This is a genomic window from Cecembia calidifontis (assembly GCF_004216715.1).
Taxonomy (GTDB): domain Bacteria; phylum Bacteroidota; class Bacteroidia; order Cytophagales; family Cyclobacteriaceae; genus Cecembia_A; species Cecembia_A calidifontis.
This window is the reverse complement of the sequence record NZ_SGXG01000001.1, coordinates 3,884,836-3,901,317: the sequence shown is the minus strand read 5'-3', so window position 1 is coordinate 3,901,317 and position 16,482 is coordinate 3,884,836. Positions and strand designations below refer to the sequence as shown.

Sequence of the window (16,482 nt, the reverse complement as noted above, 5' to 3'; positions counted from 1 at the left end):
AAGTGAAAGGTAATTTTCAAAGCCGAAAGAAAAATAACATGAAAAAATTAATAATACTTCTAATCTCAATTGTCTGCTTAAGTTCCTGCGTGAACGACGAATGGCAATTCCCGGATTTTGATTTCCAGAGTGTGTATTTTGCTCATCAATATCCGGTACGTACCATAACCCTTGGTGAAGATATTTTTGATACCACACTTGATAATGAACAGAAGTTCAGAATTATGGCGACCACTGGTGGGGTTTACAACAATCGAAATAACATTCGTTTAGAGGTAGCTTATGACCCTTCACTTGCGGAAAACCTCTTGTTTTCTCAAGGGGGAAGGGAAGTAAAGGTGCTTCCTACAGAATATTTTCAAATGGCCGAACCTGTTATCACAATCCCTCGTGGGTCCATAATAGGAGGACTGGAGATTCAACTTACAGGGGCCTTTTTCAATGACCCTGAAGCTATCCAAAATACTTATGTATTTCCCTTGAGAATTGTTTCTGCTACGAATGTTGATTCTGTACTAAGAGGCCGGTCTCCGCTTCCAAATCCTAATAGACATGTGATTGGTGATTGGGAAGCAGCGCCAAAGGATTTTGTTCTTTATGCTGTTAAGTATGTAAATGAATGGCATGGTATCTATTTGAGAAGAGGGGTGGATAACATCATCGGTAAACCCGGTAATGAGAATTTGTCCCGCCAAGTTGTCAGAAGAGAGCGTTTTGTAGAATTAGATGAATTAAAAACACTCCAAACGCAATCATTGACAACACTGGATTTTCCGCTAGAAATTCAGGATGCTGGAGGAGTCAATCAGCAAATAAATCTAAGACTTACCTTCAATAACCAAGGGAATTGTACTGTAACTTCTACTACACCAGGCGTAACTGCCACTGGTTCTGGTCAATTTGTGAAAAGAGGCGAAAAAAGAAGCTGGGGGAATCAAGACAGAGACGCCTTGTATTTGCAATATGAGCTAGATATGCCCACGATGAGTATGTCCACCAGAGATACATTGGTGATGAGAAATCGTGGTGTTGGTTTAGAGTTTTTCAATCCTGTAGTGCGTTAAGATTATTTGTTTATGAAAAAAATTTTCTATTCAGTTGGTATGATTGGGGTGCTAGGTTTAGCTTCCTGTGCTGATTTTGGAGCGTTGGATGATTTTCAAGTTGAGAAACCATTGAGTATTGAAATCCAAGAAGAAATCAATATCCTGCCTGATTTATTGACATATTTGGAGGAAATGAATAATCCTGACTTCAGGTTAGGGGTATCCTTACCAATGACGGATTATACCAATCAAGGGGTTCGTTTTCGATTGATGAATCGGAATTTCAATGAATTTATTCCAACATCCGGAATGGACCACCGTTCCATTGTCGGGACCAACGGTAACCTAAATTTGGCACCAGTCCAATCCTTATTGGAATTAGCAGGGTCAAAAGAAATGAATGTGTTTGGAAGCCCTTTAATTTGGCATAGAAATCAAAACTCTGGGTTTTTGAACGGTCTTCTTTCTCCACTCATTGTTAATTCCCCCGCTTTTCAAAATGAATTGAATATTGGTGAGCTTTCCAGTGGGATATTGAATCAATGGTCTTTTACTTCGGGTGTTACCTTCGAACCCAATCAAGGAATGGGGACTAATACTCCTGGAATTAAGCTGGTGGCGGGTTCTACTGCATCAAGTCCGGAAGATTTGAAGTTTAGTTCACCAACTATTTCTATTATCCCTGGAAAAACCTATGAAGTGATTGCATATATCAAATCTGATCTGCCTGGTCAGGGAAGATTTACTTTTGAAGGATTGAGTAACAATGAACCTGCATTGGCTTGGGATGGTACCGGTACTGCAACTGAATTTTTTACCACGGGTATTTCTTGGAGAGAAGTTCGATTTAGGATTAATGATTTCACCGGTGATTCTTTCCGTTTTAACCTGGAATTAGGCTATCTTCCTGGAGTTACTTACTATTTGGATATCAATAATCTGTATGTGTATGACCTTGAAGGTGAGCCATTAATCAATAACTTGATTTCAAATGGAGATTTTGAAAATGGCATTGCTTGGGGAGGATGGGGAAATAACTCTGTCCGTGGAGTAACAGAAGACGGTTTGGGTGTTGGAAATCAAGGTAGAGCTTTCTTTGTGACCAATCCTTCGAGAACAGGTGGATTCTGGGAGGTACAAACACTTTACCAACTTGCTGCTCCCGTCAACAACGGTGAGACTTATCGCTTGAGTTTCTGGGTAAGAGGGGATGCCGAAGGGGTTATCCGTCCAGAATTGCAAAGTCCAAACTTTTCTTCTGATGGTTTTGGTCAGGTGTTTGTTACCACTGACTGGAGATTTGTTACCTTGACCACTACTGTAAGTGCTAGTGATAGGAATCGATTTATTATCAGCTATGGTGAATTTGCGGGTACAGTATTCATTGATCAGGTAGTCCTATCAAGTGCTTCCAACTCTGGAGGATCGACAACAATTGTAGAAAAAACAGCTTTCGAAAAAACCTCTATTATTTCAAGTCAAATGCAAAATTGGATTAGCCAATTTGTATCTCAGACTAGAAATTCGATAACTGTAAGAGAAGTAGTTTCTGATCCAATTAGTGAGTCCAATCCAAGTCAAATCCGTACGGGGGTAGGATTGACATTGGGGGATGGAGAATTTTATTGGCAGGATTTCCTTGGAAAAGACTATGCGGTTGAAGCGTTCAAATTGGCGCGTCAACATGGGAATCCTTCCGATATTCTGTTTATCAGTGAAAGTGGTATGGAGTCAAATCTTGCCAAGTGCCAAGCTTTGATAGACTATGTTGCCTATATAGAACAAAATGGAGGAAAAGTGGACGGTATTGCAGCAAAGATCATTTTGAACCCTAACTCCAACCTTGAAAATGTAGCTGCTATGTTTAGATTGTTGGCAGCTACTGGTAAGAAGATAAAAATCAGTGCTTTGGAAGTACGATTAAATGATACTAATCCATCTTTGGTCGCACTTATCAATCAAGGACAGATTTATAGAGAAGTTATTGATTACTACATGACCTTGGTTCCTGCCAATCAGCGCTTTGGGGTGACTTTCTCTGCTCCAATTGATGGTACAGATGCTGCTAGGGCTGGCCTTTGGACAAGTTCACTTAACCGTAAGCATGCTTATGCCGGTGTGGCCCAAGGGTTGGATAGATAATCTTTCCTATTAAAGTTTGGGTAGAGGGTTGAAATCTAAACCTTCTACCCAATCATTTTCTTTGTGCTTATTTACTAATCCCTGTTGTAAAAAGGTTTCTGATTATTTATTATTCAAGCATCATTCAACGGTTATGTTTTGTTTTTCTAGGTTTATGTAAACTTTTTTGTAATGATACCCTTGTGGACAAAATCATTTCCAACGGTGCTGAAAAAGTAAATTATAAACTCTTTATGTCAGAGAATCATTACTCTAAAGGAGATTCCTAAAGTCCTATGCATTAAGAATAATATCCTGAAGCTTGTTTATAACTTGTAAACATTTGGTTTAGTGAGCATAACCGTAAAAAACTGTCTTCCTTACTTCAATCTAAACTACTGAAATTTCAAAACCTTTAACCTATGAAAACATTCGGTCTTCTTAAAATTTTAACACTTTCATCTCTTTTCTTACTCTTTTCTTTTTCTTTCGGTGAACGTAAATATGGTAATGAGGAATTACTTTTAAAGAGTGCTTTTGAAGGAAAGTTCTTGTTCGGAGCTGCGCTTAATCATCGCCATATCAACGGAACAGATAAGAAAGGTTTGGAATTATTGCGTCAACATTTCAATTCGATTGTAGCAGAAAACGTTATGAAAAGTGGTCCCCTCCAACCCACAGAGGGCAATTTTAATTTTACTATGGCAGACCGTTTTGTAGAACTCGGGATGGAAGGGAATTACCACATGGTAGGTCATACCTTAATTTGGCATTCACAGGCCCCTAAATGGTTTTTTACTGACGACGAAGGAAATGATGTAAGTCCTGAAGTATTGACTCAACGAATGAAAGACCATATTTATACTGTAGTTGGGAGATACAAAGGTAAAATCAATGGATGGGATGTGGTGAATGAAACTATTTTGGATGATGGATCCTGGAGGAACAGTAAATTTTATCAAATCTTGGGAGAGGATTTTGTGAAGTTGGCATTCCAATTTGCGCATGAAGCTGATCCGGATGCAGAACTCTATTACAATGACTATTCCATGGCCAATCCCGGTAAAAGAGAAGGGGTTGTCAAGATGGTTAAAAATCTTCAAGAACAAGGCGTTCCTATCCATGGTATTGGAATGCAAGGTCATATAGGGTTGGATTATCCAACAGTGGAAGAATTTGAAAAAAGTATTTTGGCTTTTTCCAAACTGGGGGTTTCCGTAATGATTACCGAACTTGACTTAACTGTATTGCCGGCACCGCGAAGGGATATGGGTGCAGATTTGGCTACCAATGTAGAATATCAGCAATATTTAAATCCATTTACAGAAGGATTGCCGGAAGATGTGAAGCGCAAATTTGACCAACGATACATTGAATTTTTTAAGTTATTTTTGAAACACCATGATAAAATTTCCAGAGTAACCCTTTGGGGGATTCAAGATGGGGATTCATGGAAAAATGGCTGGCCAGTGAGAGGACGTACAGATTATCCCTTGTTGTTCAATAGAGACTATACACCCAAGCCAGTAGTCAATGAGATCATAAATATGGCCAGAGCTCACCAATAGTCTCTGGGTCAAACCTATTAAACGCCCAATATGATAGCAATCCGTAAGATAACCCTAGTTTATGGCCTTTTAATTGTACTGACTTGCTCAGAGCTGTTTGCCCAGGGGGCAACTAATCCGATCATCAATGCGGATGTTCCCGATCCTTCTCTTATCAGGGTAGGGGATGTCTATTACATGAGTAGTACTACCATGCACATGAGTCCGGGACTACCCTTGATGAAGTCTGAGGATTTGGTCAACTGGGAGATGCTCAATTATGCCTATGAGGTATTGGATAAGGGTGATGACCTGGAATTGTCCAATGGGAAGTCCATGTATGGTAAGGGCTCTTGGGCAAGTAGCCTACGCCATCATCAGGGAACTTACTATGTTTCTACTTTTTCGGGTAATACCAATAAAACATACATCTATACTACAGATGATATAGAAAAGGGGAATTGGAAAGCAACCTCTTTTAGCCCTTCCTTGCATGATCACACACTTTTTTTTGAAGGGGATAAAGTGTATATGATATGGGGTGCAGGAACCATCAAGATTGTTGAACTGGAGCCCGACTTTTCAGGCATAAAGAAAGAAACCGAGCGGATACTGATCGAAACTGCTCATGCTCCCATCCAAAGAGAGATTATGCTTCCTGCGGAAGGATCTCAGTTATTTAAGATAAATGGTTACTACTATCTCCTACATATCGCATGGCCCCGTGGAGGAATGCGTACAGTCCTTGTGCACCGCTCAAAAGAATTGATGGGACCATATGAAGGAAAGGTTGCTTTGGAGGATAAGGGAGTTGCCCAAGGCGGATTGATTGAGACTGTTGAAGGAACCTGGTATGCGTATTTATTCCGTGACTTTGGTGCAGTTGGTCGGACTCCTTATTTGGTGCCTGTTCAATGGGAAGATGATTGGCCGGTATTGGGACTTGAAGGGGAAGTTCCTATGGAATTGCCGGAATTGCCAAAGCAAAACTCACTCATTCCCTCCATTGTAAGCTCGGATGATTTTAAGCGAAAAGCAGGTCAGCCTAAGCTCCCCTTGGTTTGGCAATGGAACCACAATCCGGTAGATGATTTATGGTCTATTGACGGTGAAAAAGGTCTTTTGAGTTTGAAAACAAACCGTACAGATGAATCTTGGCTCACGGCCAGGAACACTCTGACGCAAAGGACTTTTGGACCTACCAGTAGTTCTGTGGTGACACTTCATCTCAATCTCTTGCAGGAAGGTGATGTTGCCGGTTTAGGCTTACTTCAGAAAGACTATGGCTGGATTGGCGTCCAAATCAAGGATGGTCAAAAGGTCCTAAGTTTGGAATTGGTTGAAAATGGCCAGTTGGTAAAAAAAATTGGTACAAACATCCAAAATGACAAGATTCTGTTGAAAGTCTCCTGCGATTTTACCGATAGAAAAGACCAAGCCACTTTTTATTTCAGTGAAGACAATGGGCATACCTGGAACATTTTTGGTCCAGCCCTTCAAATGAACTATACCCTGCCTCATTTCATGGGCTACCGATTTGCGCTTTTCTATTACTCCACGCTTAGTCCGGGTGGAAGGGCAGATTTTTCTGATTTTCGATTATCCCAAAATCTTTAAACAATCAAAACCAAATAACGAATGAAAAATTATAGCAAGTTTGTATCGCTCATTGCTCTATTAGCATTAACTATTGGGCAGGGTTTCAGTCAGAGGAACAAAGTGAACCATGCGGTGTTTAATTATGCCACCTATGAAGGCAAGGATCAAGTTTACATTGACCATCCTTTAGGAGTGGATGAATTCTATAATCCAATCCTTCAAGGTTGCTATCCCGATCCTTCCATCACCCGAAAGGGGGATGATTATTTTTTGGTAACTTCCTCTTTCGCTATGTTTCCGGGAGTACCTATTTTTCATTCCAAGGATTTGGTAAACTGGACACAGATAGGACATGTCTTGGACCGTAAGTCCCAATTGAAGGTTTTTGATGCCGGCATTGCTTTTGGAATTTTCGCTCCCGATATCAAATACAATCCCTACAATGATACATTTTATATGATTACAACGCAGTTTGCGGGAGATATCGGCAATATGGTGGTCAAAACCAAAGATCCATTCCAAGGCTGGAGTGATCCTATCCAACTCAAGTTTGAAGGTATAGATCCGGGGCTTTTCTTCGATGAGGATGGAAAGGCTTATGTTGTTCACAATGATGCCCCTGATCCGGGAAAAGAAAGATACAGTGGTCACCGTGTAATCAAGATTTGGGAATATGATTTGGAAAAGGACCAAGTGGTTGAGGGTACGGACAAAATAATCGTAGACGGAGGCGTGGACCCATCCAAAAATCCTATTTGGATTGAAGCACCTCACATTTACAAGAAAAATGGTTTCTATTACCTGATGTGTGCTGAAGGCGGCACAGGGGGCAACCACAGTGAAGTGATTTTTAAAAGTGAGCATCCTATGGGGCCCTATATTCCTGCTCCTTCTAATCCTATCCTAACCCAACGCTATTTTGGAGACAGAAAAAATAGGGTGGACTGGGCCGGACATGCGGACTTGGTTTTAGGCCCGGATGATAAGTATTATGGTGTCTTTTTGGGCATTAGACCAAATGATAAAAACCGGGTAAATACAGGGAGAGAAACCTTTATTTTGCCTGTGGATTGGTCCGGAGAATGGCCGGTTTTTGAAAATGGCTTGGTGCCGATTCAACCAAAGCTAAAAATGCCTGGTGGAGTCACCGAAAACAAGACCGGTCAAAAGGGATATTTCCCTAATGGTAACTTCGTGTATACAGAAAAATTCAATGCCGATAAATTAGATTTTAGATGGATAGGGTTGCGTGGCCCAAGGGAGGATTTTATGAAGACTACGAAAATTGGGGCTCAGATCACACCATTTCCGGTCAACATGAAAGAAGTCAAGCCAACTTCAACCTTATTTTATAGACAACAGCACAAGAATTTTTCTTTTACAACAGCCCTTGATTACAAACCCCAATCAGAAAAAGACCTAGCAGGAATTGTTTGTGTGCAAAGTGAGGCTTTTCATTACATTTTTGGAGTGACCAAAGTAGGTAATGATTATATACTCCTGCTGGAAAGAACAGAGGCGGAAGGAAATGGAAGAAATAGAAAAGTCAAATCACAAATATTGGCAAGTACCAAGGTGGATCTTTCCAAACCTCTCACCTTGCAAGTCAAGGCTACAGGAGATGACTATGAATTTGGATACGCTACCGATGGGGGAGAGATTGTAAATCTGGGTGGTGTGGTGTCCGGAGATATCCTATCTACCAATATAGCAGGCGGATTTACTGGGAACATGATAGGCCTATATGCAACTTCCAGCAACGATGTGTTGCCAGCCAGATAAGAAGCTGAATCACAATTCTTAAAGCCAACATCAAGCTTTTACGAATTCTAATTCAGATCCTATACGAATAAAAAAGAGGCTGTCCCTAAATACGAGACAGCCTCCAATTTATTTTAAAGATAAAATTAAAATACATGAAGAATTTCCGAGTTCATTTTTGGTCCTTTGGAGTTATTTTGTTTTTTGTTTTTAGTTGTTCTTCAGAGGATGCTAATCCAGACCTCAATGGAAACAATCAGAATTCCTATATTCCTTTGAAGGAATTGTTTAAAGATCATTTTTTTGTAGGCGCAGCTATTACACCTGCGCATACGGATATCCGTACCCCTCATGGAAGGACCCTCGTCGAACATTTTAACAGTGTAACCGCTGAGAACGTAATGAAACCTGATGCCATTCAACGGATAAAAGGAACGTTTACATGGACTGAGGCAGATAGAATTGTACAGTTTGCCAAGGAAAATAACATGAAAGTAAGGGGTCATACCTTGACTTGGCACTCACAGACTCCGGATTGGTTTTTTTTCGACCAAACAGGAGCGCTTTTATCCAAAGATATTGCATTGAAACAGCTGGAGGAGCATATCACTGCCGTGATGACACGTTATAGAGGAATGATAGATTCTTGGGATGTGGTGAATGAAGCTTTATTCGATTGGGATCCCGATGGGCAGATCATTTATAGGGAAGATTCTCCTTGGTATAAAATCATAGGTGAATCGTATATCGATTCTGCATTTGTTTATGCACACAGAGCAGATCCAGATGCGAAGCTATTTTATAACGATTATAATTCTATTTTTAGTTGGAAGCGGAATAAAATATTCGACTTGGTCAAAAGGTTGAAGGATAATAATATTCCAATCCACGGGATAGGTTTACAGGGGCATTGGTTTGTTGGGACATCTGTTGAAGACCTAAGGACAACATTAGAATTGTTCAGAGGGTTGGGGGTGGAAATTCAGATTACAGAGCTAGATTTGTCTGTGTATCTCTCATCAAATGAACCTGGATCTGTGGTTTATACAGATGAATTTAACACAAGACAGCGAATTGCCTATCCTGAGATCTTTAGGGTTTTGTTGGATTATAGTGATGCCATTGCTGGAGTTACCTTTTGGGGTATAGGGGATGATGCGTCGTGGTTGGATACACCGGGGAGGAAGCATTTTCCATTTTTGCTGAATGAACAGTTACAACCAAAACCAGCATATTTTGATGTACAAAGGCTTCTCCGGAGATGAAAAATGAAAAAGTTGTTAAATTTAACCGAGAAAAGAAAATAATCCGCCCATTTGATTTTACCAGTCTATTGTTGGAAGGTATTTCCCAAGGAAAGGTGTAGAATCGTGTTGAATGTTAAGATAGTTCCGAAGGTCATTTTATATTTATTTAGAGATTAAACCATAACCATGAAAATAACTAAGCCCCTATTATTTGTATTAACCATGTGTATTAGTATCGTTGGTTTTCCACAAGACGCATCCCTTATTGCTCCAGAAGGATTTGACAAGCCCAATGCTAACAATCCTCAAGGGGAAGTTATGGAAATTATGTATCCTTCCAAAACAGTCGGCATAGACAGAAAAGCAAATATCTACTTGCCTCCTAATTATTCACCTAATAAAGCTTATCCTGTCCTATACTTGTTGCATGGAATTGGGGGAGATGAAAGAGAGTGGTTGGATCAAGGAACACCCGAAGTGATAATGGATAACCTTTATGCAGAGAATAAAGCCAAGCCGATGATCATTGTGATCCCAAATGGCCGAGCCATGAAAAATGATCGGGCTGAGGGCAATTTTTTCGCCGAGGATAAAAATTCAGGCATTTGTAATCTTTGAGCAAGATTTGTTGCAGGATTTGATTCCTTTTATTGAGAAACAGTACAAGGTTTTACCTGGTGTTCAAAATAGAGCTATAGCGGGCCTTTCGATGGGTGGTGGTCAGTCTATGAATTTTGGATTAAATAATCCAGAGCACTTCGCGTGGATTGGGGGATTCTCACCAGCACCGAATACCAAAAGGGGAGAAGCCTTGCTTCCAAAACCTGAGTTAACCAAGTCTAATCTGAAGCTATTGTTTTTGAGCTGTGGAGATAAAGACAATCTTTTGAATGTGACCACATGTGCACATGAATTTTTAACAAAAGAAGGTATTGAACATATTTACAGGATTCTTCCCGGTCATTACTTTGATTTCAAATACTGGAAGAATGAATTGTATTTCTTTGCTCAGTTGGTTTTTCAGTGAACAATGGGCAAAGTTGTGGTTTTCCTCTCTCAAACATTTCACTACCGGTACTTGTCTTGTGCCGCACAACTGGCCTCTCACCCAAATTCTAAATTCAACTGCCTGAATCCTCTATTCTAAATCCACTAAGGCCAAGGATTCCCAGCCACTCAGATCTTTGTTATGGCCTACTTTTTCCATGGCCTGAGCAATCTTGTTTTTAAATGCCCAGCAAGTTTCCCTTCGGAGTTCCAAGATTTCTGAGAGTTCATTTAATGTCAAATCCACATCCTTTCTGTTGGATAGATAAAGGATATAAAATGCTTTTTCAATAGGGAATTTTAGCTTGTTAAACAAAGTGTCTACTGTAGGCGATTCCAGGTAATTGCAATTTTTGCATCGTCTACTAAAGTTGGTTGTTTCTTGGTATTTATTGTATTCACATTTTTTGCAGCGGTAACCATCTTTCCATTTCAAGTCTGCCAAAAATTTCAAACAGGTATCTTTATCAGGAAAGACTTTCTTAAATTCTTCAAATCCCAGCCCTTTCATAAGGGCAAGACTTTTGGTGATTTCATCTACTGATGATATTAATTCAGCATTTCTCTCTAAAAGTAACTGATTCATTTCTGTTACTTTTCTATTGAGGTCTTCAAGTTTTGCGTTACTTTCCTGGAGCTCCTCATTTTTAAGGGCCAAATCAGCGGCCATTTGTTCTATTTTTTCTGTTCTAGCCCTTACCTTTTCTTTTAGTTTGCTGTTTAGCTCTTGTGTTAATTGATCGTTTTTTTCAAGAATAAGTGTTTTTTCAGCATTTGCCTTAATAAATTCATCTTGTAAAAATTTGATTTGGTTCAAAATTGAAAATGAGAACAAAATCATCTCTAAAAAAATAAACGGATACATCAAATACCAATTGATAACAGGGTTTTCAAAAAGTTCAATAGATCTGGAATAGGTATAAATAATGACCAAAAACAAACACGCAAATGCAAAAATGTAAGACCATGAAAGGATTTTTTCTTTGATAAGCTCTCTTAGCCCGAAAACAAAGGGGATCAGCAAAATCAGTATGGTGATGACTAAGTAACTTATGTAATGAAGTTCAATAAAGAAAAGCTGATTAAAAAAGAATATTAATTTCAGAATAATCGACCAGGTAGTAAACCTGATAACCTTATCGCTTTTGGTGTATTTTTGAACGAATCTATTCGAAAACAGCAATGTAGTTAATATGATGAATAGCTCGATGACATATTGGTTATTAAGTTGATTCAACCAAGGCATACTTGGCCAAAAATATTGGAAGCCAAGACCATCTCTACCCAAGGAAAACCATATATAAGATAAAATCAGTCCTTGAAAATATAGATATAATAAATCTTTCAGCTTCAAAAATAAGTATAGGTTTAAAATCAGAATTAAAATCAGGACACCATAATATGTTCCTAAAAGGAAATATTCATTGAGTGAGTGGTTTAAAAATCTTTCATTAGTGCGAAGATGAAAGCTAAATTGATGGTTGTAATTTCTTTGGATTTTTAAATAATATGTTTTTTGCTCCCCTGGCCTTAAATCAAGAAAATAATTAAAGTTTTTATGGTTTATCCTCCTTGTCTTGAAAGGAAGTTCAAAGCCTGCTTGATGCATTTCATAAGTACCATCTGGATTTGGAAAGAAAAAGCTAAAACTTTTTATATCAAATCCCCAAGATTCGAAATACCATGATTTATCAAATGATTTTTGCGCATTTTCGATGGTAAGTTTTACCCAGATTGCTGACTCAAAATAATCGAATAGTATATGAGGATCTGTTACTTTTTGAAATCTCTTTTGGATCTCAGGCTGAATAACATCGTCAATAGTTAAGGTGCCTGCAGTATCCAAAAAGAAATCCATCATAGTATTTAACTTTATTTCTGTCAGCCCATCCTGGATTTTAATTATGGTGGTAGGCTGCGTCGATTCTTTAGCATTTACCAAGAATGCTAAAAAAAGTATACAAACGGTTAAAAAAACAGAAATAAAGACTTTAGAAAACCGCACTTATTTTAATTTATTCAGAAGTTTCAGGTACAAATTTATTTTATCTATATGATGAAAATATGCATAAACCGTCATAGCTCAATCAATATTTATATAAACCCAGGGTAAAGCTTCCGTGATTGGGGTATTCAATTGATATCATTTTTTTAGCGAATAAATCGATATCTAAATTCATCAATTATTTTTCAAAGATGAGGCCCGGACCAGTAACTCGGATCGTAAAGTAATTTTTTTGGTTGTACTTAAAGTGTTTTCATCTTTACCCTCTAGATGATTTATTAGATTTCTCATAGCGATCTCACCCATTTCATATCCTGGGTAATTAACTGTGGTGATGTTTGGCTCTACCAAACGGGAAATAGGGTCATTATTGAATCCTACTACTGCAATGTCCTCCGGAACCCGTATATTATGAAGTTTAAGGTGTTTGATGCAGCTGGCCGCACAAGCATCATTTGATACAAATAAACCATCAGGCAGTGTCTCCATTCCCAAAATTTGGTCAACTATAAATTCTCCTGCATCCTCGCCTAAATCCATTATGATAATCAAGGTTTGATCATATGAGATGTTATGTTCGGTCAGTGCGTTTTTATATCCCTTTAGCCTTTCAGCATAAATATTGATTTCCGTATTTCCCAAGACGTGCACAATTCGTTTGCAACCCTGTTCCAATAAGTGATTGGTTGCCTGATAGGAAGCATTGAAATTGTCAATTACAACGCCTGTACAAATGTCACAGTCAGCGACCCGATCAAAAAAAATAACAGGAATTCCTTTGTTGAAAAACCGGTCAAAGTGCTTGGTCCCATTAGAGTTCTTTGCCATTGAAACCAATAAACCATCCACCCTGCTTTTGAAAAGAGATTCTACGTTGGAACATTCTTTTTCAAAGTTTTCAAGGGATTGGCTAATGATGAGGTTAAATCCGGCATTATTCGCAACCTTCTCCATTCCTGCGATGACAGATGATTGAAAGTTGCTGTTCAGTCTAGGCACTAATACTCCAATGTTTTTAGTTTTTTTGCTTCTAAGGTTGGAAGCGAAAATATTTGATTGATACCCCAATTCTGAGGCTTTTTGAAATATTTTCTTTTTGGTTTTTTCTTTGACTGCAGGATGGTTATTAAGGGCACGACTTACCGTGGTGTATAATACTCCCCAAAATTGAGACCAGAGGTTAAGTTAAAAAAAACTGTTTAAATTTAACCTTATGAACAAGCAAACAAGACGAAAGTTTTCTCCTGAGTTCAAGGCAAAAGTAGCCCTTGAAGCAATCAAGAATCAGTTTACATTGGCTGAATTGTCCAAGAAGTTCGATGTTAGCCCTGTGATTATATCCAAGTGGAAGGGTGAGTTTTTGGATAATATGTCAGCTGTATTTGAAAAGGAGCATTCAAAGAAAAAGGAAGAAGGCCCTGCCCTTGAGCAGCTCTATGCCCAGATCGGAGAGCTAAAAGTAGAGAATGACTTTTTAAAAAAAAGCTGCAAGAAACTGGGGATATGAAAGATCGGGCGACATTGATTTGTTCTGATTATAAGGGGCTGTCTATAAGGAGACAGTGTGAAGTATTGGAGGTTCCCCGAAGCAGTCTATATTACAAACCAAAAGGGGAAAACGAGGTCAATCTGAAACTTATGGGAATCATGGACAGGCATCTTACCGATCACCCTACTGAAGGCGTTGTGTCGATGGTCTATCTGTTGACAGGACTGGGCTTCGTTGTCGGCCCAAAGCGCATCAGGAGGCTTTTCAGGCTGATGGGCAGGGAAACCCTTTACAGGAGGAAGAACCTTACCAAATCCGGTTTGCGTGAATATATCAGGCCTTATCTTCTCAGGAACTTAAAGATTGAAAGACCCAACCAAGTGTGGGTAACCGATATCACCTACATTCCGATGCAGAAGGGGTTTATGTTCCTGACCGCAGTCATGGATGTTTACAGCAGAAGGATACTGTCATGGGGTATATCCAACAGTCAGGACGCCAAATGGTGTAAGCAGGTAATCGAAGAGGCCATCAGAGAATATGGTAAGCCAGAGATAGTCAATTCCGATCAGGGAAGCCAGTACACATCAGCCTTATGGATCAATTACCTTGAAGGGCTGGATATCAAAGTATCAATGGACGGAAAGGGAAGGGCTTTGGACAATGTATATATTGAAAGGTTCTGGAAGTCGATCAAGTATGATTACATCTATCTGAACCCAAGCGAGGACGGTTATGACCTGCTCAAAGGTGTCAAAAAGTATATTGAATATTACAACCAAAAGGTCCATCATACCACCAGGGAGAAGCCCGGGGAAAGGTATTTTGGGGCAACCCAAAAAGCAGCATAAAGCAAAAGTTAGTTGTCTTATTTCCCAAGGGTCCCCTTGGGAAATAAGACAACTAAGGATATATTAACAAATAAATAAATTAACTTAGCAACTGATACTTTTGGTCCAACAAATGGGGAGTATTATAGTGGGAGAAACCCCACTTACTTTGGCAATGTCGTATATAGTAATCTCTTTCTGCATAGAAAAAAGATGTAATATTTAACCACCTTTCCATAGACGGTGATTGCTATTGCTTATAGTTTATTCAAAAATAATTTTTTTCATTTTAGAAAACAAGAAGGAAATATGAAATCGGTTGTGATTAAAAAATGGGGTTTCTAAAGACCATATTTTGTCTTTTTTTGCTCTTTTTAGTAAATAATTCTTTGATAGAATTTCTTGACTTGGGATTTGAAATTTGCTATTTAGGAGGGGTATTCTTATCGAAAATGGTTTTTTTTATCCCATTTTTTGGAAAAAAAATTATCAAAAGGCTAAAAATTAAATTTATTAATTTTGAAACCGATTTCATTTATTTATTTTTGATTTCCTCATTTTTAAACCAAAAATCAAAACCTATGAACCTAAAATTTGCCAAAGATGTCTCTTTCCTTTTGACGGCATTTATTTTGACTGCAGGATGCGCCAATAATAAATCTTCGGAAGGGAAAATAGAAGAATCAGCCGAAGTTCAGTTTCTGAATGCACCATTGATAACCCACATGTACACCGCAGATCCCTCTGTACATGTTTTTGATGGAAAGATTTATATTTATCCTTCCCATGATGTGGAGTCGGATGTTGAAGAAGATGATACTGGAGCCCATTTCAATATGAGGGATTACCATGTGTTCAGTATGGATAATGTAAACGCTACTCCAATAGATCATGGACTCGCTTTAGATGTGGATGATATTCCCTGGGCCAAAAGACAATTATGGGCACCGGATGCAGCCCATAAAAATGGGAAGTATTTCTTCTATTTTCCGGCTAAAGATAAAGATGATATTTTCCGTTTGGGGGTGGCAGTGAGCGATAGTCCAACCGGGCCATTTGTGCCCCAGCCAGAGCCCATGAAAGGTTCTTATAGTATGGATCCGGCTGTCTTTCAAGAAGGTGATAATTATTACATCTATTGGGGAGGAATTTGGGGAGGACAGCTTCAAAAGTGGAGAACAGGTAAATACCTTTCAACTGGTAATTCTCCCTATGATGATGAACCTGCTGATGATGAGCCAGCTATAAGTCCAATGGTGGCCAAACTCAGCGACGATATGCTTGAGTTTGGGGAAGAACCTAAACCAGTGTTGATCCTGGACAAAGACGGTACAGCCATCAAAGCCGGAGATCATGAGAGGAGATTCTTCGAAGCAGCATGGGTCCATAAATACAATGACACGTATTACTTTTCCTATTCCACAGGTAATACCCATAAAATCGCCTACGCCACAGGTAATTCACCTTATGGACCTTTTACTTACCAAGGTGTCATTCTTCAGCCTGTCCAGGGATGGACCAACCATCATTCAATTGTAGAAATTGGTGGCAAATGGTACTTATTCTATCATGATACAGAATTGTCCGGTAAAACTCATCTTAGAAATATTAAGATGACCGAACTCCATCATGAACCAGATGGAAGCATACGGACTATCGAACCATTGATTTCTAAAAAATGATATAAATCCTAAATAAGTCCCATTTGTTTATAAAGGAAATATCTTATTCGATAAATAAAGAATCCCCTCGAAGTTAATTTTGAGGGGATTTTTTTGATCTATATGATC

The 16,482-nt window shown here is 38.9% G+C and carries 13 protein-coding genes and 1 pseudogene; 11 read left to right on the top strand and 3 right to left on the bottom strand.

Translation table 11 applies throughout. The annotated features are described in order from the left end of the window. Nucleotides 1-38: 38 nt before the first annotated feature. The 8 genes from BC751_RS16730 to BC751_RS22595 all read left to right on the top strand — a co-directional run bounded on the left by BC751_RS16730 (nt 39) and on the right by BC751_RS22595 (nt 10,348). Nucleotides 39-1,064 (top strand): DUF5627 domain-containing protein, encoded by a 1,026-nt coding sequence (locus BC751_RS16730; protein ID WP_130276642.1) that lies wholly within the window; start codon nt 39-41, stop codon nt 1,062-1,064. Nucleotides 1,065-1,076: 12 nt separating this feature from the next. Beyond that, entirely contained in the window at nt 1,077-3,188 is a 2,112-nt protein-coding gene (locus BC751_RS16725) for an endo-1,4-beta-xylanase (RefSeq protein WP_130276641.1), read from the top strand. A gap of 401 nt (nt 3,189-3,589) precedes the next feature. Further along, nucleotides 3,590-4,735 carry an endo-1,4-beta-xylanase gene (locus BC751_RS16720; protein WP_130276640.1) on the top strand — a complete coding sequence of 382 codons (1,146 nt, stop codon included), beginning with the start codon at nt 3,590-3,592 and terminating at the stop codon, nt 4,733-4,735. 30 nt (nt 4,736-4,765) lie between these two features. Then, nucleotides 4,766-6,331, top strand: coding sequence for a glycoside hydrolase family 43 protein (locus BC751_RS16715; RefSeq protein WP_130276639.1), 1,566 nt, complete (start codon nt 4,766-4,768; stop codon nt 6,329-6,331). Between the two features lie 21 nt (nt 6,332-6,352). After that, nucleotides 6,353-8,095: a glycoside hydrolase family 43 protein gene (locus BC751_RS16710; protein WP_130276638.1), complete on the top strand. Its 1,743-nt coding sequence runs from the start codon at nt 6,353-6,355 to the stop codon at nt 8,093-8,095. Between the two features lie 134 nt (nt 8,096-8,229). Further along, nucleotides 8,230-9,339: an endo-1,4-beta-xylanase gene (locus tag BC751_RS16705; RefSeq protein ID WP_130276637.1), complete on the top strand. Its 1,110-nt coding sequence runs from the start codon at nt 8,230-8,232 to the stop codon at nt 9,337-9,339. A gap of 168 nt (nt 9,340-9,507) precedes the next feature. Further along, nucleotides 9,508-9,939 (top strand): alpha/beta hydrolase, encoded by a 432-nt coding sequence (locus tag BC751_RS22600; RefSeq protein WP_278043592.1) that lies wholly within the window; start codon nt 9,508-9,510, stop codon nt 9,937-9,939. A gap of 7 nt (nt 9,940-9,946) precedes the next feature. Further along, nucleotides 9,947-10,348 carry an alpha/beta hydrolase gene (locus BC751_RS22595; RefSeq protein WP_278043591.1) on the top strand — a complete coding sequence of 134 codons (402 nt, stop codon included), beginning with the start codon at nt 9,947-9,949 and terminating at the stop codon, nt 10,346-10,348. 111 nt (nt 10,349-10,459) lie between these two features. Here the strand turns inward: BC751_RS22595 and BC751_RS16695 are convergent, their stop codons facing one another. From BC751_RS16695 to BC751_RS22680, 3 genes and pseudogenes are all read right to left on the bottom strand, one after another. Beyond that, complete coding sequence (locus BC751_RS16695; protein ID WP_130276636.1) at nt 10,460-12,229, bottom strand: 7TM-DISM domain-containing protein; 1,770 nt, start codon at nt 12,227-12,229, stop codon at nt 10,460-10,462. A 318-nt stretch (nt 12,230-12,547) separates the two neighbouring features. After that, entirely contained in the window at nt 12,548-13,441 is an 894-nt protein-coding gene (locus BC751_RS16690; RefSeq protein ID WP_341272860.1) for a LacI family DNA-binding transcriptional regulator, read from the bottom strand. Beyond that, a pseudogene (locus BC751_RS22680) lies at nt 13,436-13,522 on the bottom strand (LacI family DNA-binding transcriptional regulator); the annotation flags it as partial. The gene BC751_RS16690 and the pseudogene BC751_RS22680, both read right to left, overlap by 6 nt. A gap of 64 nt (nt 13,523-13,586) precedes the next feature. Between BC751_RS22680 and BC751_RS16685 the strand changes: the two are divergent. The 3 genes from BC751_RS16685 (at nt 13,587) to BC751_RS16675 (ending at nt 16,374) form a co-directional block, all read left to right on the top strand. After that, entirely contained in the window at nt 13,587-13,880 is a 294-nt protein-coding gene (locus BC751_RS16685; RefSeq protein WP_130273826.1) for a transposase, read from the top strand. After that, on the top strand, nt 13,877-14,713 hold the full coding sequence (locus tag BC751_RS16680; RefSeq protein WP_130273825.1) for an IS3 family transposase: 837 nt from the start codon (nt 13,877-13,879) through the stop codon (nt 14,711-14,713). The genes BC751_RS16685 and BC751_RS16680 overlap by 4 nt, the downstream gene beginning before the upstream one ends. A gap of 560 nt (nt 14,714-15,273) precedes the next feature. Then, nucleotides 15,274-16,374, top strand: coding sequence for a glycoside hydrolase family 43 protein (locus BC751_RS16675; RefSeq protein WP_130276635.1), 1,101 nt, complete (start codon nt 15,274-15,276; stop codon nt 16,372-16,374). The last annotated feature ends 108 nt before the right edge of the window (nt 16,375-16,482 follow it).